We start from the raw sequence: 16,477 nt of genomic DNA on the forward strand, positions 1-16,477 counted from the left end.
TTCCCGTTCGGCCCGAGGCCGGGATCAGTTCGCCTGGCGGCGCAGGAAGGCCGGGATGTCCGCCCGTTCCTGCTCGGCGTCGGGCTGGGCCTCGAAGGAAGGGCGCGGCTGCGGCGCGCGCTGCGCCGACCCGGAGGCGGGCGTGGCCCCCTCGGAGGGATGCCCCGTCATCCGGTTGATGAGCGAGTTGATCCCGAATCGCGCCTGCCCGGCGGCCGGCGTTGCGGCGGGACGGGCCGGCTCGGGACGCGAAGACTCGGGACGCGAAGACTCGGGGCGGGCCTCGGCGCGCGCCTCGAGGGTCTTGTTGGCGAGGCTCCGCAGGCGCGCCAGCGCCTCGGGCGTGGGCGTCCCGGCGGGCGCGCGAGCGGGGGCGGACGGCTGGGCCTCGGCCACAGGCTCGGGGCGCGGGCGATAGGCGGGCGGCGGCAGGTCGTCGGCCGACTCGAAGTCCTCGGCCGGCGCGGCGAAGGACGCAGGCTCGTGCCGCTCCTCGGCCACGGGCTCGGGGCGCGGCGGGGCCGAGGGACGGGGCTGCGACGGACGGGCGGTGGCCGTGGGCTGGGCCGGGGCCGCGCGCGTGGCGGTCGGGGCCGGCGTCGACGTGGCGCGGCGCGGCATCGGCGGCTCCATCCGGCTCGCCCCCGCGTCGATGCCGGTCGCCACGACCGACACGCGCATCTTGCCGCCCATGTCGGTGTCGAGCGTGCTGCCCACGATGATGTTGGCGTCCTCGTCCACCATCTCGCGGATCTTGTTCGCGGCCTCGTCCAGCTCGAACAGGGTCATGTCGTAGCCGCCGGTGATGTTGATGAGCACCCCCTTCGCGCCCTTGAGGCTGATCTCGTCCAGCAGCGGGTTCGCGATGGCCTTTTCCGCCGCGTGGGTGGCGCGATCCGGCCCCTCGGCCTCGCCGGTGCCCATCATGGCCTTGCCCATCTCGTCCATCACGGCGCGGACGTCCGCGAAGTCGAGGTTGATGAGGCCCGGCCGCACCATCAGGTCGGTCACGCCCTTCACGCCCTGATAAAGGACGTCGTCGGCCAGCGCGAAAGCCTCGGTGAAGGTGGTGTTCTCGGTGGCGAGCCGGAACAGGTTCTGGTTCGGGATGATGATGAGCGTGTCCACGACCTTCTGGAGAGCCTCAAGACCGTCCTCGGCCTGGCGCATCCGCTTCACGCCCTCGAACTGGAAGGGCTTGGTCACGACGCCGACGGTCAGCACGCCCAGCTCGCGCGCGGCCTGCGCGATGATCGGCGCGGCCCCGGTGCCGGTGCCGCCGCCCATGCCGGCGGTGATGAAGCACATATGCGCGCCCGCGAGGTGATCGACGATCTGCTGGATCGACTCCTCGGCGGCGGCGGCGCCCACGGACGGCTTGGCGCCCGCGCCGAGGCCTTCCGTGACCTTGACGCCCATCTGGATCTTGGCGGGCGCGTTCGATTGCTTGAGCGCCTGCGCGTCGGTGTTCGCGACGACGAACTCGACCCCGTCGAGCTGCTTCTCGATCATGTTGTTCACCGCGTTGCCGCCGGCGCCGCCGACGCCGAACACGGTGATCCGGGGCTTGAGGTCTTCCTGCCCCGGCAGGGAGAGATTGAGTGCCATCGCGCTGTCCGCCTGTCTGTTCGTGTTATCGCGCCGCGTCGCCGCGACGGCCGCCCTGTTCCGATCCGGTCCCGTTCCGGACTTTGCCAACGGTGACGCCAATTCTACCGGCGCCCGTGAAATCCGTCACGCCAAAAACACAGTCGCTCCCCAATCTCCATGGGGTCCGCCCCAGGGTCCGACCGTGGCCTGCCTGCATCGGCGGAGTTCCGCACATCGCCGTCACCAGTTGTCCTTGAACCACTTCACCGCCCGCCGGAACGACCGCGCCGACTGTCGGTCGGGCGGCATCTCGAAGTCCCACCACTCGTCCTGCGGATGCGCCGCGAACAGCGTGAGCCCCACCGCCGCCGAGAAGGCCGCCCCCGTCGCCGCGACGGGAAGCCCCTGCACCCGCAGCGGGCGGCCCATCCGCACCCGCCGCCCCAGGATGCGCGCTGCCAGCCCGTCGAGCCCGGGGATCAGGCTGGCGCCCCCGGTGAGCACGATGCTCTGCCCCGGCAGGTGGTCGAACCCGGCGAGGTCGAGCCGCGCCCGCACCTCCTCCAGGATCTCCTCCATGCGCGGGCGCATGATGCCGATCAGTTCGGTGCGCGACACCACGCGGCGGTCGTGCTCCCAGTCCCCCGTGTCGCCGCCGATGGGGATGAGCTCGCGGTCGTCCTTGCCGGTCGCCACCACGCCGCCGTGCAGCGTCTTGATCCGCTCGGCCACGGCCATCGGCACCTGCAGGCCCATGGAGATGTCCGACGTGACGTGCTCCCCGCCCAGCCGCACCGAATCGGCGTGGATCATGTGCTTCTTCATGAAGATCGACAGGCCCGTCGATCCGCCGCCCATGTCGATGCAGACCGCGCCCAGCTCCTGCTCGTCCTCGACAAGGCTCGACAGCCCCGCGACATAGGCCGAGGAGGCGATCCCCGCGCATTCCAGGTCGCAGCGCTTGAGGCAGAGGAGCAGCGTCTCGATCGCCGCCCCGTCCACCGACAGGAGGTGCAGGTCCGTCGCCAGCCGCTCGCCCACCTGCCCGCGCGGGTCCGACAGCCCGGCCCGGTGGTCCAGCAGCCAGTTCACCGGCTGGGCGTGCAGCACCTCGCGCCCCGGCCCCATGTCCGGCACCTCGCACGAGGCCAGCGCGCGGCCGATGTCCCAGCCGTCCACCATCGGCCCTTCGACCTCGGCCTCGCCGTGCAGGCCGAAGCTCTGCGGCCGCGCGCCGGACAGGCAGACGATCACGTGATCCACCCGCACCTGCGCGTCCTTCTGCGCCGCCTGCACGGCGGTGCGGATGGCGCGCTCGGTCTCGCCCATCGAATCGACCTCGCCGAAGCGCACCCCGCGCGACCGGGTGACGGCGTGGCCGATCACCCTGAACCGCGCCTGCCCCGCCATCGGCCCCACGCCGTCCGTGCGCGGCGCGGCGGCGTCGTCGAAGCGCAGCACCAGGCAGGCCGTCTTGGAGGTGCCGAGGTCCAGGATGGCGATCACCCCCCGCTGGAGCGCCGCCCGCCGCAGGCCACGCATGAGTCGCTGGGTCTCGTAAAGGGGGCGCATCAGTGATCCTCGGGGATGGGCGCGGCGGGGGGAGGGGTGGCGGCGGCCGCCGCCTGCGCCCGCAGGCTGGACAGGGCGACGGGGTTGAGGCGGAGCGTCGGCCGCTCGCCCAGGCGCAGGTCCACCACCGCCACGTCGCGGTCGAGGAGCCCCTGCGCCTGCTGGAGCGCGATCGCGCGCTCCAGGGCGGCGACCGCCCCTGAGGTGGGCAGCAGGATGCGCTGGTCGCGGTCGAGGACCATGTCCCAGCGCCGCTCGCCCATGCGGACCAGCCCGCGCACGCGCGGCGCGATGGGCGCGGCGGCCGAGAACAGGGCCAGGGCCTCGTCGATGGCGTCCTTCGCCCCGTCCCCGGCGATCAGCGGCAGGTCGGCGCGGTCGCCCCTCTCGCCGATCATGCCGGTCATCGCGCCCTCGGCGTCGATCAGCCGCAGCCCGTCGGCGTAGCGCCACACGGCCACGGGCACGCGCTGGACGACCGCGATCTCCAGCGCGCCCCCCGGCAGCACCCGGACCTGCGCCGACCGCACGGCGGTCAGGTCGGTGATCCGGGCGCGCAGCGCGTCGAGGTCGAGGTCGAAGGACGACACCGGCAGGTCGATCCGCGCCACCTCGCGGATGGCCGCCGACAGCGCCGCGTCGGCGCCGGCGATCTCCAGCGCCGTCACCATGAAGGCGTCCCGCTCCTGCACCGCGTCCTTGATCGACTCGACGCGCGTTGCCAGCGCCGCGCGGTGGTCGGCCGAGGCGAGCCACAGCGCGCCCATCAGCAGCACCAGCCCCACGGGCAGGCCCACATGGACCAGCCGCCGATAGACCGGCGTCAGCATCAGCCGCTGGTAGCGGTAGGCCCAGACCGACGGCGCCGGGTCGCGCCGCTCGCCCGGCGCGATCGCCGCCGAGCCACGCAGCAGCGAGGGCAGCGTCAGCCGCCAGAGCACGATCAGCGCCCGCACGAGGCATCCTCCACCAGCCGCCGGCACAATTCGGGAAAGCCGATCCCCACCGCGAGCGCCTGCTCCGGCGCGAGCGAGGTGGGCGTCATCCCCGGCTGGGTGTTGATCTCCAGGATCACGAGCCCGTCCAGCCCCTTCGACTCATCCCAGCGGAAGTCGGTGCGCGACAGCCCCCGGCACCCCAGCGCCTCGTGCGCCCGCAGCGCGAGGTCGAGGCAGGCGTCGAAGACCTCGCCCGGCACCTGCGCGGGCACCACGTGGCGCGAGCCGCCCGGGGCATACTTCGCCTCGTAGTCGTACCAGCCGTCCGTCAGAATGTCCGTCACCGTCAGAGCCCGGTCGCCCAGCACGGCCGTCGTCAGCTCCCGCCCCGGCGCGAAGGCCTCGACCATGACCTCCTCGGGCATCTCGTCCGACAGCGCGGGCGGTGCGTTCGCCCCCTCCGGCACGATGTAGACGCCGACCGACGATCCCTCGTTGTTGGGCTTCACGACATAGGGCGGCGCCAGGACGTGCCGGGCGCGGACCTCCTCGCGGGGCGCGATCACGCTCTCGACCACCGGCAGCCCGGCGGCGCGGAACGCCGCCTTGGCCTTCTGCTTGTCCATCGCCAGCGCCGAGGCCAGCACGCCCGAATGGGTGTAGGGGATTCGCAGCCATTCGAGGACGCCCTGCACGCAGCCGTCCTCGCCCCAGCGCCCGTGCAGCGCATTGAAGGCCACGTCCGGCCGGATCTCCGACAGCCGCTCCGCGAGGTCATCCCCCGCGTCCAGCTCGACGGCCTCAAGGCCCGCCTCCCGCAAGGCCGCCGCGCATTGGCGCCCGGAGGAGAGCGAGACCTCGCGCTCCGCCGATGGGCCGCCCATCAGCACCACAACCTTGGGACCTGTCCTGCCCGACATGCCCGCTTCTGCCCCATGCGCGGACCTTTGGTCCGTCTTTGTTTCAAATCGGCCCGATCCGGGCCTCAGCACCTTGGCGATACGACTTCAACCTACGCGGGATCGCCGACCCGCATGATTTCCCACTCTAAGCTCACCCCGGCGTGATCGTAAACCGCTTTCCGCACCGCTTCGCCCAAGGATTCAAGGTCCGCCGCCGTGGCCCCGCCCGCGTTGGTCAGGAAGTTGGCATGGAGCGGGTTCATCACCGCCCCGCCCCGCCGCGCGCCGCGCATTCCGGCGTCGTCAATCAGCTTCCACGCCTTCAACTCATGCGTGTCGTCGGCCCGCCCGGTGCTGGAGAACCCCGACGGGTTGCGGAAGGTCGATCCCGCCGTGCGGTCCTTCGTCGGCTGGGTCGCGTCGCGCTTCGCGACCTGCGCCTCCATCCGCGCGGCCAGAGCAGCGGGGTCGCCCTCCGGCGCCTCGAACACCGCCTCGACGATCACCGCCCCCTCGGGCAGCGCGCTCGACCGATAGGCCAGCCCCAGCTCCGCCGCCGGGATCGTGACCACCCGCCCGTCGCGCAGCACCAAAGTCACCTCCGCCAGCACGTCCGCGACATACGCGCCGTAGCACCCGGCGTTCATCCGCACCGCGCCGCCAACCGTGCCGGGGATGGTCCGCAGGAAGGTCAGGTCCCGCCCAGCCTCCGCCGCCCTGCGCGCCACGTGGGCATCCAGCGCCGCCGCCCCCGTCCGCACCCGCGATCCCTCCACGGCGATCCCGTTGAACCCGCGCCCGAGCCGGATCACCGCCCCCCGCACGCCGCCGTCCCGCACGATCAGGTTCGACCCCACGCCCATCGGGAACACCGGCACGTCCAAGGGCAGCGCCGCCAGGAAGGCGCTCAGGTCCGCCACGTCCGCCGGCTGCACCAGCGCCTCCGCCGGCCCGCCCACCCGCAGCCAGGTCAGGTCGGCCAGCGGACGCCCCTCGGTCAGCGTCCCGCGCAGCGGCGGCCAGTCCGTCACGGTGAGGTCCCTCATTCCGCCGGGTTCCGCTGCGGAGGCCGCGCCCGCCGCAGCAGCGGCAGCACCGGCCAGCGCAGCACCGCCGCGCCCACCGCCAGCGTCGCCACGCCCGTCACCGGTCCGTGCTCCAGCGTCACCCAGCCCAGCAGCGGCACGCCCACCGCCACCAGCAGCGCGTCCGCCATCCACTGCCCCTGCCGCGTCGGCAGCAGCGCCGCGCAGTTCGCCATCACCACCCACATCCCCGCCAGCAGGAGCGCGAGGCTCATCGCGCCCTCCCCGGAACGGCGTGGCCATCCCCGCCCATCACGCTGCCTCGCCGCGCAGCCGCGCCGGCAGCCCGTTTGCCCAGGCGCTGATGTTGCCCGCGCCCAGGCAGACCACGATATCTCCCGGCCGCGCCTGCTCCCGGACCAGCCGGGCGAGGTCCTCCTCGCCCGTCACCGCCCGCGCGTGCCGGTGCCCGTGCCGGATCAGCCCCGACACGAGGTCGTCGCGCGACGCGCCGGGGATCGGTGCCTCGCCGGCCGCGTAGACCTCGGCGATGCCCACCACGTCGGCCTCGTTGAAGCAGGTGCAGAACTCCTCGAACAGGCTCGACAGCCGCGAGTAGCGGTGCGGCTGATGCACCGCGATCACCCGGCCCTTGCTCGCCTGCCGCGCCGCCTTCAGCACCGCCGCGATCTCCACCGGATGATGCCCGTAGTCGTCGATCACCGTGACTCCGTCCACCTCGCCGACCTTGGTGAACCGCCGGTTCACCCCCGCGAAGCCCGCCAGCGCCGCCCGGATCTCGTCCTTGCCCATCCCGAGGTGCCGCGCCACCGCGATAGCCGCCAGCGCGTTGCTCACGTTGTGATCCCCCGGCATCGGCAGGGTCATCCCGTCGATGCGGTCGTCCTCGGCCTGGAGGATCACGTCGAACCGCGCCACCCCGTCCTCATAGGTCGGCCGCGTCGCCCGCACGTCGGCCTGCGCGTTGAACCCGAAGGTCCGCACCCGCCGGTCCGTCACCCGCCCCACCAGCGCCTGCACCTCCGGGTGGTCCGTGCAGCAGACCGCCAGCCCATAGAACGGGATGTTCGACACGAAATCGTAGAACCCCTTCCGCAGCGCCTCGATCGTCCCCCAGTGCTCCATGTGCTCGGGGTCGATGTTGGTCACGATGGCGATGGTCGCCGGCAGGCGGTTGAAGGTCCCGTCGCTCTCGTCGGCCTCCACCACCATCCACTCGCCCTGCCCGATCCGGGCGTTCGAGCCATAACGGTGGATGATCCCCCCGTTCACCACCGTCGGATCGAGTCCCCCCGCATCCAGCAGCGTCGCCACCATGGTCGTCGTGGTCGTCTTCCCATGCGTCCCGGCGATGGCGACGTTCGACTTCAGCCGCATCAGCTCGGCCAGCATTTCCGCCCGCCGCACCACGGGCAGGCCCTTCAGCCGCGCCTCGTCCAGCTCCGGGTTCCCCGTCTTGATGGCGGACGAGATCACCACGACCTCCGCCCCCTCCAGGTTCTCGGCCCGCTGCCCGATCCGAACCGTGGCCCCCAGCCGCGCCAGCCGCCGCGTGATGTCGCTCTCGCGCGAATCGGACCCCTGGACCGTGTAGCCCATGGTCAGCAGCACCTCGGCGATGCCCGACATCCCGATTCCGCCGATGCCGACGAAGTGGATCGGCCCCACGTCCAGGGGCAGCTTCGTGGGCCGCGGCATCGCATATCCTCCGTCCATCAGGTGCGGCCCTCCTTCTTGCCGTCGATCAGGTCGTCCACAAGGTCCGCCAGCCGCTCCGCGGCGTCCGGCCGCGCATGGGCCAGCGCCGCCCGCGCCATGGCCAGCGCGCGAGGGGCGTCCGTCAGGATCGCCCCCACGCGCGCCGCCAGCCCCTCGGGCGTCAGCCGCGCCTCCGCCACCACCTCGGCCGCCCCCACCGCCTCCAGCCCCTTCGCGTTGGCCGTCTGATGGTCCTCGGCGGCGGCGGCGAAGGGAATGAGGATCGCCGGCCGCCCGATCACTGTCAGGTCGGCGAGCGTCGAGGCCCCCGCCCGCGCGATCACCAGTTGCGCCAGCGTCATCCGGCGCGGGATGTCGTCGAAGAAGGTGCGGACCTCGGCCTCGATGGCCTCGTCGCGGTAGAACCGCTCGACCCGCTCCACGTCCTCCTCGCGCGCCTGCTGGCTCACCCGCAGCCGGGCGCGGACCTCCATCGGCAGCGCGGCGAGCGCCGGCGGCACCACGTCCGACAGGATGCGCGCGCCCTGGCTGCCGCCGATCACCAGGATCTCCAGCGGATACTCCCCCGGCGCGATGTAGCTCGCCCCGGCCTTCTCCAGCACCGCCCGCCGCACCGGGTTGCCGATATGGACCCCCCGCGCGCCCTTGGGCAGCGCCGTGGGCCAGGTCCCGCAGGCCACCAGCCCCACGCGCGGCGCGAAGACCCGGTTCACCCGCCCCAGCACGCCGTTCTGCTCGTGGATCAGGCGCGGCACCCGCAACGCGCCCGCCGCCACCAGCGCCGGGATCGACGGGTAGCCCCCGAACCCCACCACCGCCGCCGGCCGGTCCAGCGCCATCCGCGCGACGCTCGCCGCGATCCCGCCGCCGACCCGCAGCGGCACCACCGCCTTCGCCGCCGCCCCGCCCCGCGCGGGCGTGGCGCTCGCCACCACCTCGCGCGCCACCTCCGCCGGGAAGCCCCCGGCATAGCGCGCGCCACGTGCGTCCGTGCTCAGCGTCACGCGCCAGCCGCGCGCCAGCATCGTCTCGGCCAGGGCCTGCGCAGGGAACATGTGCCCCCCCGTGCCCCCCGCCGCGATGACGACGCGGCGGCTCACCCGCGCTCCCTCCGCAGCACGTCGCCCATCGCCCCCTGCGGCCGGCTCCGCGTCATCGCCAGCAGCATCCCCACCGCGATGCCCCCCGCGATCAGCGACGACCCGCCATAGCTCACGAACGGGAGCGTCATCCCCTTGGCCGGCAGCAGCCGCACCGCCACCCCCATGTTGATCATCGCCTGCACCCCGAAGGAGCAGGCCAGCCCCGTCCCCGCCAGCCGGATGAACATGTCCCGCTCCCGCGTCAGCCGCAGCAGCGACCCCACGACGATGAAGGCATAAAGCGTGATGACGGCCAGCACGAGCACCAGCCCGTATTCCTCGGCCGCCACGGCGATGATGAAGTCGGTGTGCGCGTCGGGCAGCGACCACTTCACCTCGCCCTCGCCCACGCCCACGCCGAAGAACCCGCCCTCCATGATGGCGTTGGTGGCATAGCCGAGCTGGGTGCGCGGATCGACCTCCGGGCTCAGGAAGCCGTTGATGCGGCGGGCGAAGTGCTCCGAATGCTCGTAGGCCACGGTCCCCGTGAAGCCCACCACCCCCACGAGGCCCAGGAGCAGCGCCATCGGCGCGCCCGCCACGAAGTACATCACCGCCCAGGAGAACAGGATCAGCGCCGCCTGCCCGAAGTCGGGCTGGAGCGCCAGAGTCAGCACGATCGCGCCCATCAGCCCGAAGGACCAGAGCTTCCCCGGCGGCCCGTCCCGCTCCATCGAGGCGGCGAGCAGCCAGGCCGACAGCACCACGAATCCGGGCTTGAGGAATTCCGACGGCTGGAAGCTGGCGAAGCCCAGCGAATACCAGCGCACCGCGCCCTTGCCGAAATCCGTCCCCAGGAACGGCAGCCCCATCAGCGCCACGAGGCTGAGCCCGAAGCCGATCACCGCGAGCCTTCGCACCTGCACGGGAGGCAGCATCGACACCAGCAGCATCACCACGATGGCGAGGCCGCCGAACAGCGCCTGCCGCTCGACGTAGTGGAAGGCGGGCAGCCCGTTACGGGAGGCCAGCGGCGGCGAGGCGGCCAGCCCGAGCAGCAGGCCGATCGCGAAGAGCGCGAGGATGCAGGACATCGTCCACTTGTCGATCGTCCGCCACCAACGCGGAAGGACCGGGTCGCCGGCCTTCACCGGGACCAGCCCATGAACCATTTCCGTCATGGAGCACCGCCATCTGCCTCGTCCAGCGCCCGGTTTTCCCAGGGTCTAGGGGTCAGGATACCGGATCGCGCCCCTTCACGCTAGGCGGAAAACGGCCCGCCCCCTCGCGCCCTGAAACACAAGGACGACCGCCTTCCTCGCGCCCGACGCCTCACCCCAACTCGCTCCCATCGCAGGGCGCGCGTCAGCGCACCATGGCCCCCCCCGCCCGACCCGGTGCGCTGACGCGCACCCTACGCCGCCCTTCCGTCCCTGCCTCTCAACTTGGCCCAAATACGCACATCCTCTCTCACCGCCGCGCGCCGGCCACCCATCCAAGCCCCGCCCCGTCCACCCCCATCGGGTGAGGTTCCACCCCAGCACGCCCCCGCGACACCCGGCCCCGCTTGCGTCCGCCCGCGCGCCCGCGCATCTGCGCCCCCATGGACATCGACACCCTCATCCTCGGCGCCGGCGCGGCCGGCCTCTTCTGCGCGGGCCTCGGCCCGCCCGGCGCGCTCGTGCTCGACCACGCGAACCGCCCGGCCGAGAAGGTCCGCATCTCCGGCGGCGGCCGCTGCAACTTCACCAACCTGCACACCCGCCCCGAGGCCTTCCTGTCCGCGAACCCCCACTTCGCGAAATCCGCGCTGGCCTCCTACACCGCCCAGGACTTCCTCGCGCTGGTCCAGTCCCACCGCATCCCCTGGCACGAGAAGACCCTGGGCCAGCTCTTCTGTGACCGCTCCTCCAAGGACATCGTGAACCTGCTCCTGGCCGAGGCCACCCGCGCCGGGGCCGAGGTCCGCCTCTCCACCCCCATCCACGAGGTCGGCCACGACGGCGCGCGCTTCACCGTGGCGACCGACCGCGAGACCATCCGCGCCCGCCGCCTCGTCGTCGCCACGGGCGGCAAGTCGATCCCCAGGATGGGCGCGACCGGCCTCGCCTACCGCGTCGCCGCCCGCTTCGGCCTCCCCGTGACCGAGACCCGCCCCGCCCTCGTCCCCTTCACCTTCGGCGAGGGCCGATTCGCCGACCTCGCCGGCATCTCCGTCCCCGTCGCCGCCCGCGCGCGCGGCCCCGCCTTCGAGGAGGCGCTCCTGTTCACCCATCGCGGCCTTTCCGGGCCCGCCATGCTCCAGGCCTCCTCCTACTGGCGCGAGGGCGAGGAGCTGTCCGTCGCCCTCGCGCCCGGCACCGACTGGGCCGCCGCCCTCCGCGCCGCCCGCAGGGCCTCCCCGAAGCAGGCCCTCAAGACCTTCCTGGCGTCCCGGCTCCCCGCCGCCCTGGCCTCCCATCTGTCGGCCGAGCTGGACCTCGCCGGCCCCCTCGCCACCCTCTCCGAGCCCCGCATCGCCGCCCTCGCGAGAACCCTCTCCGACTGGCGGCTCCGCCCCACGGGGACCGAGGGCTACCGCACCGCCGAGGTCACGCTGGGCGGCATCGACACGACGGCGCTCCACTCGAAGACCATGGAGGCCAAGGCCGTCCCCGGCCTCTTCTTCATCGGCGAATGCGTGGACGTGACCGGCTGGCTCGGCGGCTACAACTTCCAATGGGCCTGGTCCTCCGCCGCCGCCTGCGCCCGCGCGCTTCACGACGCCTGAGCCCTCCCGCCCTGCGCCCGCCGCATGGCCCGGCCACTTGCCCCCCGCCGCCCATGTCCCTAGGTCTGGCGGCCCGGACATGCCGTGCGACAACCCAAGGACCGACGATGAGCCCCCTCTTCTCCCCCGCGACCTTCCGCGCGCTGACCCTCAAGAACCGCCTCGTCGTCGCGCCGATGTGCCAGTATTCGGCCAAGGCCGGCCTCGCCTCGGACTACCACTTCGCCCACTACGCCCGCTTCGGCCTGGGCGGCTTCGGCGCCGTGATCGTCGAGGCCACCGCCGTCGCCCCCGAGGGCCGCATCTCCTACGGCGACCTCGGCCTCTGGTCCGACGACCAGATCGCCCCCCTCGCCCGCGTCACGGACTTCCTGCGCTCGCAAGGGTCGGCCTCCGGCATCCAGCTCGCCCACGCCGGCCGCAAGGCCTCCTCGCCGATCTGGTGGCGCGGCCGCTTCGACGAGACCGAGGCCGAGAAGCCCCTCGTCGGCTTCCAGACCTGGACCCCCGTCGCGCCCTCGCCCGTCCCGCAGATCGAGGATTCGCCCGAATACCAGACCCCCCACGCCCTGACCCTGCCCGAGCTGGACGCCCTCCGCGACGCCTTCGCCGCCGCCGCCCGCCGCGCCGACCAGGCGGGCTTCGACCTCGTGGAGCTGCACTCGGCCCACGGCTACCTCCTGCACCAGTTCCTCTCGCCCGTCGCCAACCGGCGCACCGACGACTTCGGCGGCAGCCTCGAGAACCGGATGCGCTTCCCCCTGTCCGTCGCCCAGGCCGTCCGCGACGCCTGGCCCGCCGAGAAGCCCCTGTTCGTCCGCATCTCGGCCCAGGACGGCCTCGACGGCGGCTGGACGGTCGAGGACAGCGTCGCTTACGCCCGCGCCCTCAAGGACCTCGGCGCCGACCTCATCGACGTGTCCTCGGGCGGCTTCGCCGGCGGCCGGATCCCCGTCGGCCCCGGCTACCAGGTCCCCCTCGCCCGCCGCATCCGGCACGAGGGCGGCCTGCCCACCTGCGCCGTGGGCCTCCTGACCCGCCCCCGCCAGGCCGAGGAGGTGATCGAGGACGGCGACGCCGATCTCGTGGCGCTGGGCCGCATGGCGCTCGACGACCCCAACTGGCCGCTCCACGCCCGCCATGCGCTGGAGACGACCGAGGAGGCCTACGCCGCCTGGCCCCGCCAGTCCGGCTACGTCGTCCGCCACAAGGACCAGGCCCTGCGCGAGCGCGCCTACGCCGAGGCGGGCTGACGCCGCGCAAGGGGGGCGCTGCCCCCGTCCCCTTCGGGGACTCCCCCGGGATATTTGGAGCCAAAGAAGGGCAGGAGCGCCGCGCTCCGGGCGCCGCCGTCCACTCAGGGACGCCTGCAAGGCGCCTCACCCCGCCTCCCGCTCCCCCGCCGCCAGCGCCAGCCCCTCGGCCACCGCCGTGAAGGCCGCCGTCTCCACCGGCTCGGCGCGCGGGAACAGATCCGCCAGCGCCGCCCGGACCGGCCGCAGCAGGCTCGACCCGCCGACATGGACGACGTGAGTCACCTCCTCGGGCGCCACCCCCGCCCGCGCCGCCGCCCGGCCCGCCCCCTCGGCGATCGCCCGCGCGAAGGCCCCGAGGTCCGACCCCAGCCGCTCCGCCGACAGCGCCGCGCCGAGCCCCCGCTCGACCACGCCGAGGTCGATCCGCCCGCCGCCGCCGTTGGCCGCGATCTTTCCCGCCTCCACCGCGAAGGCGAGGTCGAAGCCCAGGCCCGCTTCCAGCACCGCGTGCAGCCGCCCGATCCGCTCCGGCGCCTCGGCGAGCCGCCGCCACCGCGCCGCCTCGCGCGCCATCTCGGGCACCTGCAGGAAGCCGATCCGCTCCCAGGTCGCCAGCTCGTGGAAGGGCGCGACCGGCACCTCGTGCAGCGCCCCGCCGATCTCGGCCCGCAGCCGCGTCCCCAGGCCCAGGAGCGGCATCGCATGGGCCAGGCTCAGCGCCCGGTCGGCGTCGGTGCCGCCCACCCGCAGGCCGCCGCTCGCCAGCACCGCCAAGCGGCCCCCCTCGGCGCGGAACACCGTGAAGTCCGAGGTGCCGCCGCCGATGTCCACCACGATCCCCAGCCCCTCCCGAAGGCCGCAGGCCCGCGCGGCGGCCTCGGGCTCGGTCATCCATTCGACCTCGGCGAACCCCGCGAGCCGGTAGGCCTCCCCAAGGTCCACCGCCGCCTGTGCGTCCCGCTCGGGCTCGGCATGGAAGACCACCGGCCGCCCGGCGAGCACGCCCGCCACCGGCCCGCCCAGCTCGGCCTCGGCCCGCGCCCGCACCCGGCCCAGCACCTCGGCCACCAAATCGACCAGCGTCATGCGGCGGCTCAGGAACTGCCGCGTCTCGCGCATCAGCGGCGTGCCCAGCACCCGCTTGACCGCGCGGAGGAACCGCCCCTCGCGCCCCGCGACCAGCGCCTCCACGGCCTCGGTGCCGAACAGCATCCGCCGGGTGCCCGCGTCAAGGAAGATCGCCGTCGGCACCGAGACGCGCCCCGGCTCCAGCTCGACCAGCCGGGGCCGCCCCCCGACCATCGCCGCCGCCGAGGTGTTCGACGTCCCGAAGTCCACGCCCAGCCACCGCGCCATGCCCACCTCTCCCTGCAAGGGCAGCGCGCCTACCCCGCGAGCCCACCGGGCGCAACCCCCGCGTCCACCGCCGAGGGGGGCTCTGTCCCCCGTCTCCTGCGGAGCCTCCCCCCGGGATACTTGGAGCCAAAGAAGGCCGGGCGCGCGGCGGCGCGGCGCGCGCCCGGTGCGGCCCCGTGCTGTCCCGCAGGGCGGGCCTCCGCCCGTCACGGCCGCGCCGGTGGAGCGGGCGGCGAGCGGACGGCCCGTCCCCCCGGCGTCCAGCCCTGCGCTGGGCCTCCGATCCGACTCGCCCCGCCCTCGCGCGCGTGGCACGGCGGGCGGGGGCGTTGCGCGAACTGCGGGCTGAGCGTTCGTTGCTGTCGGACGGCGTTAACGCCTGGCTGGCATTCTCTCCCCCGCACGACCCCACGCAAGCGGCCCCCGTCCGCACGGCCCGGCGCTCCCCAGGGGCGGAGACGCCGGCCCCGACGGCAGGGGGCGGAAAGGAGAGACAAGGACGAAGGGACGCCCATCCGCAAGGAGGGCACGGACACACGCGATGGGCCAGGAGCGGCCAGATACCCGGCCAGGGAGGCCGAGGCGCCCCACGGGCGTTCTCCCTCGATGCCACTGAGACCCAGCCCGCCCAATGGCGGCCGGTGCTCCCGCTCGCGCGCGCCCCTGGTCCCCGCGAGCCCGGGAGTGAACCCGGAGGCTTCGCGGGGATTTAGTCTGTCCGAGCCCCCCCTTCCTCCGGTCCCAAGCATCCCGGGGTGAAGCCCCGACGGGGCGAGGGGCAGAGCCCCTACCGCGCGCCCAGCCGCGCCCGCACCTGGGCCACGAAGTCCTCGCCCCGCTTCTCGAAGCTGTCGTACTGGTCGAAGCTCGCCGCCGCCGGGGCCAGCAGCACCGTCTCGCCCGGCTGGGCCTCGGCCATCGCCCGCTCGACCGCCCGCGCCATGGTGGTGCAGACCTCCGCCTCGATGCCGGCCAATTGCCGCGCGAACCCCGCCGCCTCGCGCCCGATGACATAGGCCTTGGCCACCGACCCGAGAGCCGGCGCCAGCCCCCCGAGGCCCCCCTCCTTCTCCAGCCCCCCGCAGATCCAGCGGATGCGCGGGAAGGCCAGGAGCGCCTTGGCCGCCGAGTCGACGTTGGTCGCCTTGGAGTCGTTGACGAAGGCCACGCCCCCCGCCTCCGCGATCCGCTGCGACCGGTGCGGCAGCCCCGGATAGCTCCGCATCGCCGCCTCGATGGCCTTTGGGCCAAGCCCCATCGACCGCGCCACCGCCCAGGCCGCGCAGGCGTTCTGGTGGTTGTGCGCCCCCGGCAGGCCGGCCACGTCGCGCAGGTCCACCGACGCCACCTGCCGGCCCCGGCGCCACTCGGCCAGGAAGCCCTTGCGCGCGAAGACCGCCCAGGCCGTCCCTTCCAGCCTTTGCCCCGAGGAGACCTGGATCACCCGGTCGTCGCCCGCCCCCTCGGCCATCTGGTTCGCCAGGTACCGCCCCTCGTCCTCGTCCACGCCGACCACCGCGCGGTCCGGCCCGCCCTCCGCGAAGAGCCGCCGCTTGGCCGCGAAGTAGCCGCCCAGGCCACCGTGCCGGTCCAGATGATCCGGGCTCAGGTTGGTGAACACGGCGACGTCCGGCGTCAGCGCGCGGGCGAGCTCGGTCTGGTAGCTCGACAGCTCCAGCACCACCACCTCGCCGTCGCGCGCGGGGTCGAGGTCGAGCACCCCCCGCCCGATGTTCCCCGCCAGTTGCGACGGCCGCCCCGACTCGGCCAGGACGTGGTGGATGAGGGCGCTCGTCGTGCTCTTGCCGTTCGATCCCGTCACCGCGACGACGCGGGGCCGGGTGGCGAAGCCGTCCCAGTCATCGGTCGCGAAGGATCGGAAGAACAGCCCGATGTCGTTGTCCACCGGCACCCCCGCCGCCCAGGCCGCCGCGATGGCCGGGTGCGGGCGCGGGTAGAGGTGCGGGATGCCGGGCGAGGTCACGAGGAGCGACACGCCCTCCCAGGACTTGGCCCGCGTCAGGTCCAGGACCTCCAGCCCCTCGGCCTCGGCCCGCTCGCGCGCGGGCGCCCCGTCGTCCCAGACGACCGGCACGGCCCCGCCCGCCTCCAGAGCCCGCGCCGTGGCCAGCCCCGACCGCCCCAGCCCCAGCACCGCGACCCGCGTGCCCGCCATGTTCCGAACCGGGATCATCCTGCCCTCCGCCCCTTGGCCGAGGGCCTTGTGCCCGGCCGGGGCTGGACCC

General features: G+C 73.8%; 13 protein-coding genes. 2 read left to right on the forward strand and 11 right to left on the reverse strand.

The window, feature by feature from the left end; all coding sequences use genetic code 11:
- Nucleotides 1-24 precede the first annotated feature (24 nt).
- The 9 genes from ftsZ to J2Z33_RS02225 all read right to left on the reverse strand — a co-directional run bounded on the left by ftsZ (nt 25) and on the right by J2Z33_RS02225 (nt 10,030).
- Nucleotides 25-1,608 (reverse strand): cell division protein FtsZ, encoded by a 1,584-nt coding sequence (gene ftsZ, locus J2Z33_RS02185; RefSeq protein ID WP_209837393.1) that lies wholly within the window; start codon nt 1,606-1,608, stop codon nt 25-27.
- A 222-nt stretch (nt 1,609-1,830) separates the two neighbouring features.
- Nucleotides 1,831-3,162, reverse strand: coding sequence for a cell division protein FtsA (gene ftsA / locus J2Z33_RS02190; protein ID WP_209837395.1), 1,332 nt, complete (start codon nt 3,160-3,162; stop codon nt 1,831-1,833).
- Nucleotides 3,162-4,118 carry a cell division protein FtsQ/DivIB gene (locus J2Z33_RS02195; RefSeq protein ID WP_342454108.1) on the reverse strand — a complete coding sequence of 319 codons (957 nt, stop codon included), beginning with the start codon at nt 4,116-4,118 and terminating at the stop codon, nt 3,162-3,164. Before J2Z33_RS02195 ends, ftsA begins: the two co-directional genes overlap by 1 nt.
- Nucleotides 4,106-5,020: a D-alanine--D-alanine ligase gene (locus J2Z33_RS02200; RefSeq protein ID WP_209837397.1), complete on the reverse strand. Its 915-nt coding sequence runs from the start codon at nt 5,018-5,020 to the stop codon at nt 4,106-4,108. The genes J2Z33_RS02195 and J2Z33_RS02200 overlap by 13 nt, the downstream gene beginning before the upstream one ends.
- Before the next feature lie 92 nt (nt 5,021-5,112).
- A complete protein-coding gene (murB, locus tag J2Z33_RS02205) occupies nt 5,113-6,048 on the reverse strand; it encodes a UDP-N-acetylmuramate dehydrogenase (RefSeq protein ID WP_209837399.1) in 936 nt (311 codons plus the stop codon).
- Nucleotides 6,045-6,302, reverse strand: coding sequence for a DUF2484 family protein (locus J2Z33_RS02210; RefSeq protein WP_209837401.1), 258 nt, complete (start codon nt 6,300-6,302; stop codon nt 6,045-6,047). The genes murB and J2Z33_RS02210 overlap by 4 nt, the downstream gene beginning before the upstream one ends.
- 37 nt (nt 6,303-6,339) lie before the next feature.
- A complete protein-coding gene (murC, locus tag J2Z33_RS02215; protein WP_209837404.1) occupies nt 6,340-7,746 on the reverse strand; it encodes a UDP-N-acetylmuramate--L-alanine ligase in 1,407 nt (468 codons plus the stop codon).
- A gap of 17 nt (nt 7,747-7,763) precedes the next feature.
- On the reverse strand, nt 7,764-8,867 hold the full coding sequence (locus J2Z33_RS02220) for a UDP-N-acetylglucosamine--N-acetylmuramyl-(pentapeptide) pyrophosphoryl-undecaprenol N-acetylglucosamine transferase (RefSeq protein ID WP_342454109.1): 1,104 nt from the start codon (nt 8,865-8,867) through the stop codon (nt 7,764-7,766).
- Nucleotides 8,864-10,030 carry a peptidoglycan glycosyltransferase FtsW gene (locus J2Z33_RS02225; RefSeq protein WP_209837406.1) on the reverse strand — a complete coding sequence of 389 codons (1,167 nt, stop codon included), beginning with the start codon at nt 10,028-10,030 and terminating at the stop codon, nt 8,864-8,866. Before J2Z33_RS02225 ends, J2Z33_RS02220 begins: the two co-directional genes overlap by 4 nt.
- Nucleotides 10,031-10,452: 422 nt before the next feature.
- Between J2Z33_RS02225 and J2Z33_RS02230 the strand changes: the two genes are divergently transcribed.
- Together J2Z33_RS02230 and J2Z33_RS02235 are read left to right on the forward strand one after the other, a co-directional pair.
- Nucleotides 10,453-11,619 (forward strand): BaiN/RdsA family NAD(P)/FAD-dependent oxidoreductase, encoded by a 1,167-nt coding sequence (locus J2Z33_RS02230; protein WP_209837408.1) that lies wholly within the window; start codon nt 10,453-10,455, stop codon nt 11,617-11,619.
- 107 nt (nt 11,620-11,726) lie between these two features.
- Nucleotides 11,727-12,872 (forward strand): NADH:flavin oxidoreductase/NADH oxidase, encoded by a 1,146-nt coding sequence (locus J2Z33_RS02235; protein ID WP_209837410.1) that lies wholly within the window; start codon nt 11,727-11,729, stop codon nt 12,870-12,872.
- Nucleotides 12,873-12,998: 126 nt separating this feature from the next.
- Here the strand turns inward: J2Z33_RS02235 and J2Z33_RS02240 are convergent, their stop codons facing one another.
- Together J2Z33_RS02240 and murD are read right to left on the reverse strand one after the other, a co-directional pair.
- Nucleotides 12,999-14,231, reverse strand: coding sequence for an Hsp70 family protein (locus J2Z33_RS02240; RefSeq protein ID WP_209837412.1), 1,233 nt, complete (start codon nt 14,229-14,231; stop codon nt 12,999-13,001).
- A gap of 787 nt (nt 14,232-15,018) precedes the next feature.
- Nucleotides 15,019-16,425 carry a UDP-N-acetylmuramoyl-L-alanine--D-glutamate ligase gene (gene murD, locus J2Z33_RS02245; RefSeq protein WP_209837413.1) on the reverse strand — a complete coding sequence of 469 codons (1,407 nt, stop codon included), beginning with the start codon at nt 16,423-16,425 and terminating at the stop codon, nt 15,019-15,021.
- Nucleotides 16,426-16,477 lie beyond the last annotated feature (52 nt).

Origin of the sequence: Rubellimicrobium aerolatum, from assembly GCF_017872975.1 — a bacterium.
GTDB classification, from domain to species: domain Bacteria; phylum Pseudomonadota; class Alphaproteobacteria; order Rhodobacterales; family Rhodobacteraceae; genus Rubellimicrobium; species Rubellimicrobium aerolatum.

What these genes read in the sequence shown, in the direction of transcription:
- ftsZ (WP_209837393.1), bottom strand. Translation starts at nt 1,608, where the DNA reads ATGGCACTCAATCTCTCCCTGCCGGGGCAGGAAGACCTCAAGCCCCGG.
- ftsA (WP_209837395.1), bottom strand. Translation starts at nt 3,162, where the DNA reads ATGCGCCCCCTTTACGAGACCCAGCGACTCATGCGTGGCCTGCGGCGG.
- J2Z33_RS02200 (WP_209837397.1), bottom strand. Translation starts at nt 5,020, where the DNA reads ATGTCGGGCAGGACAGGTCCCAAGGTTGTGGTGCTGATGGGCGGCCCA.
- murB (WP_209837399.1), bottom strand. Translation starts at nt 6,048, where the DNA reads ATGAGGGACCTCACCGTGACGGACTGGCCGCCGCTGCGCGGGACGCTG.
- J2Z33_RS02210 (WP_209837401.1), bottom strand. Translation starts at nt 6,302, where the DNA reads ATGAGCCTCGCGCTCCTGCTGGCGGGGATGTGGGTGGTGATGGCGAAC.
- murC (WP_209837404.1), bottom strand. Translation starts at nt 7,746, where the DNA reads ATGCCGCGGCCCACGAAGCTGCCCCTGGACGTGGGGCCGATCCACTTC.
- J2Z33_RS02225 (WP_209837406.1), bottom strand. Translation starts at nt 10,030, where the DNA reads ATGACGGAAATGGTTCATGGGCTGGTCCCGGTGAAGGCCGGCGACCCG.
- J2Z33_RS02230 (WP_209837408.1), top strand. Translation starts at nt 10,453, where the DNA reads ATGGACATCGACACCCTCATCCTCGGCGCCGGCGCGGCCGGCCTCTTC.
- J2Z33_RS02235 (WP_209837410.1), top strand. Translation starts at nt 11,727, where the DNA reads ATGAGCCCCCTCTTCTCCCCCGCGACCTTCCGCGCGCTGACCCTCAAG.
- J2Z33_RS02240 (WP_209837412.1), bottom strand. Translation starts at nt 14,231, where the DNA reads ATGGCGCGGTGGCTGGGCGTGGACTTCGGGACGTCGAACACCTCGGCG.
- murD (WP_209837413.1), bottom strand. Translation starts at nt 16,425, where the DNA reads ATGATCCCGGTTCGGAACATGGCGGGCACGCGGGTCGCGGTGCTGGGG.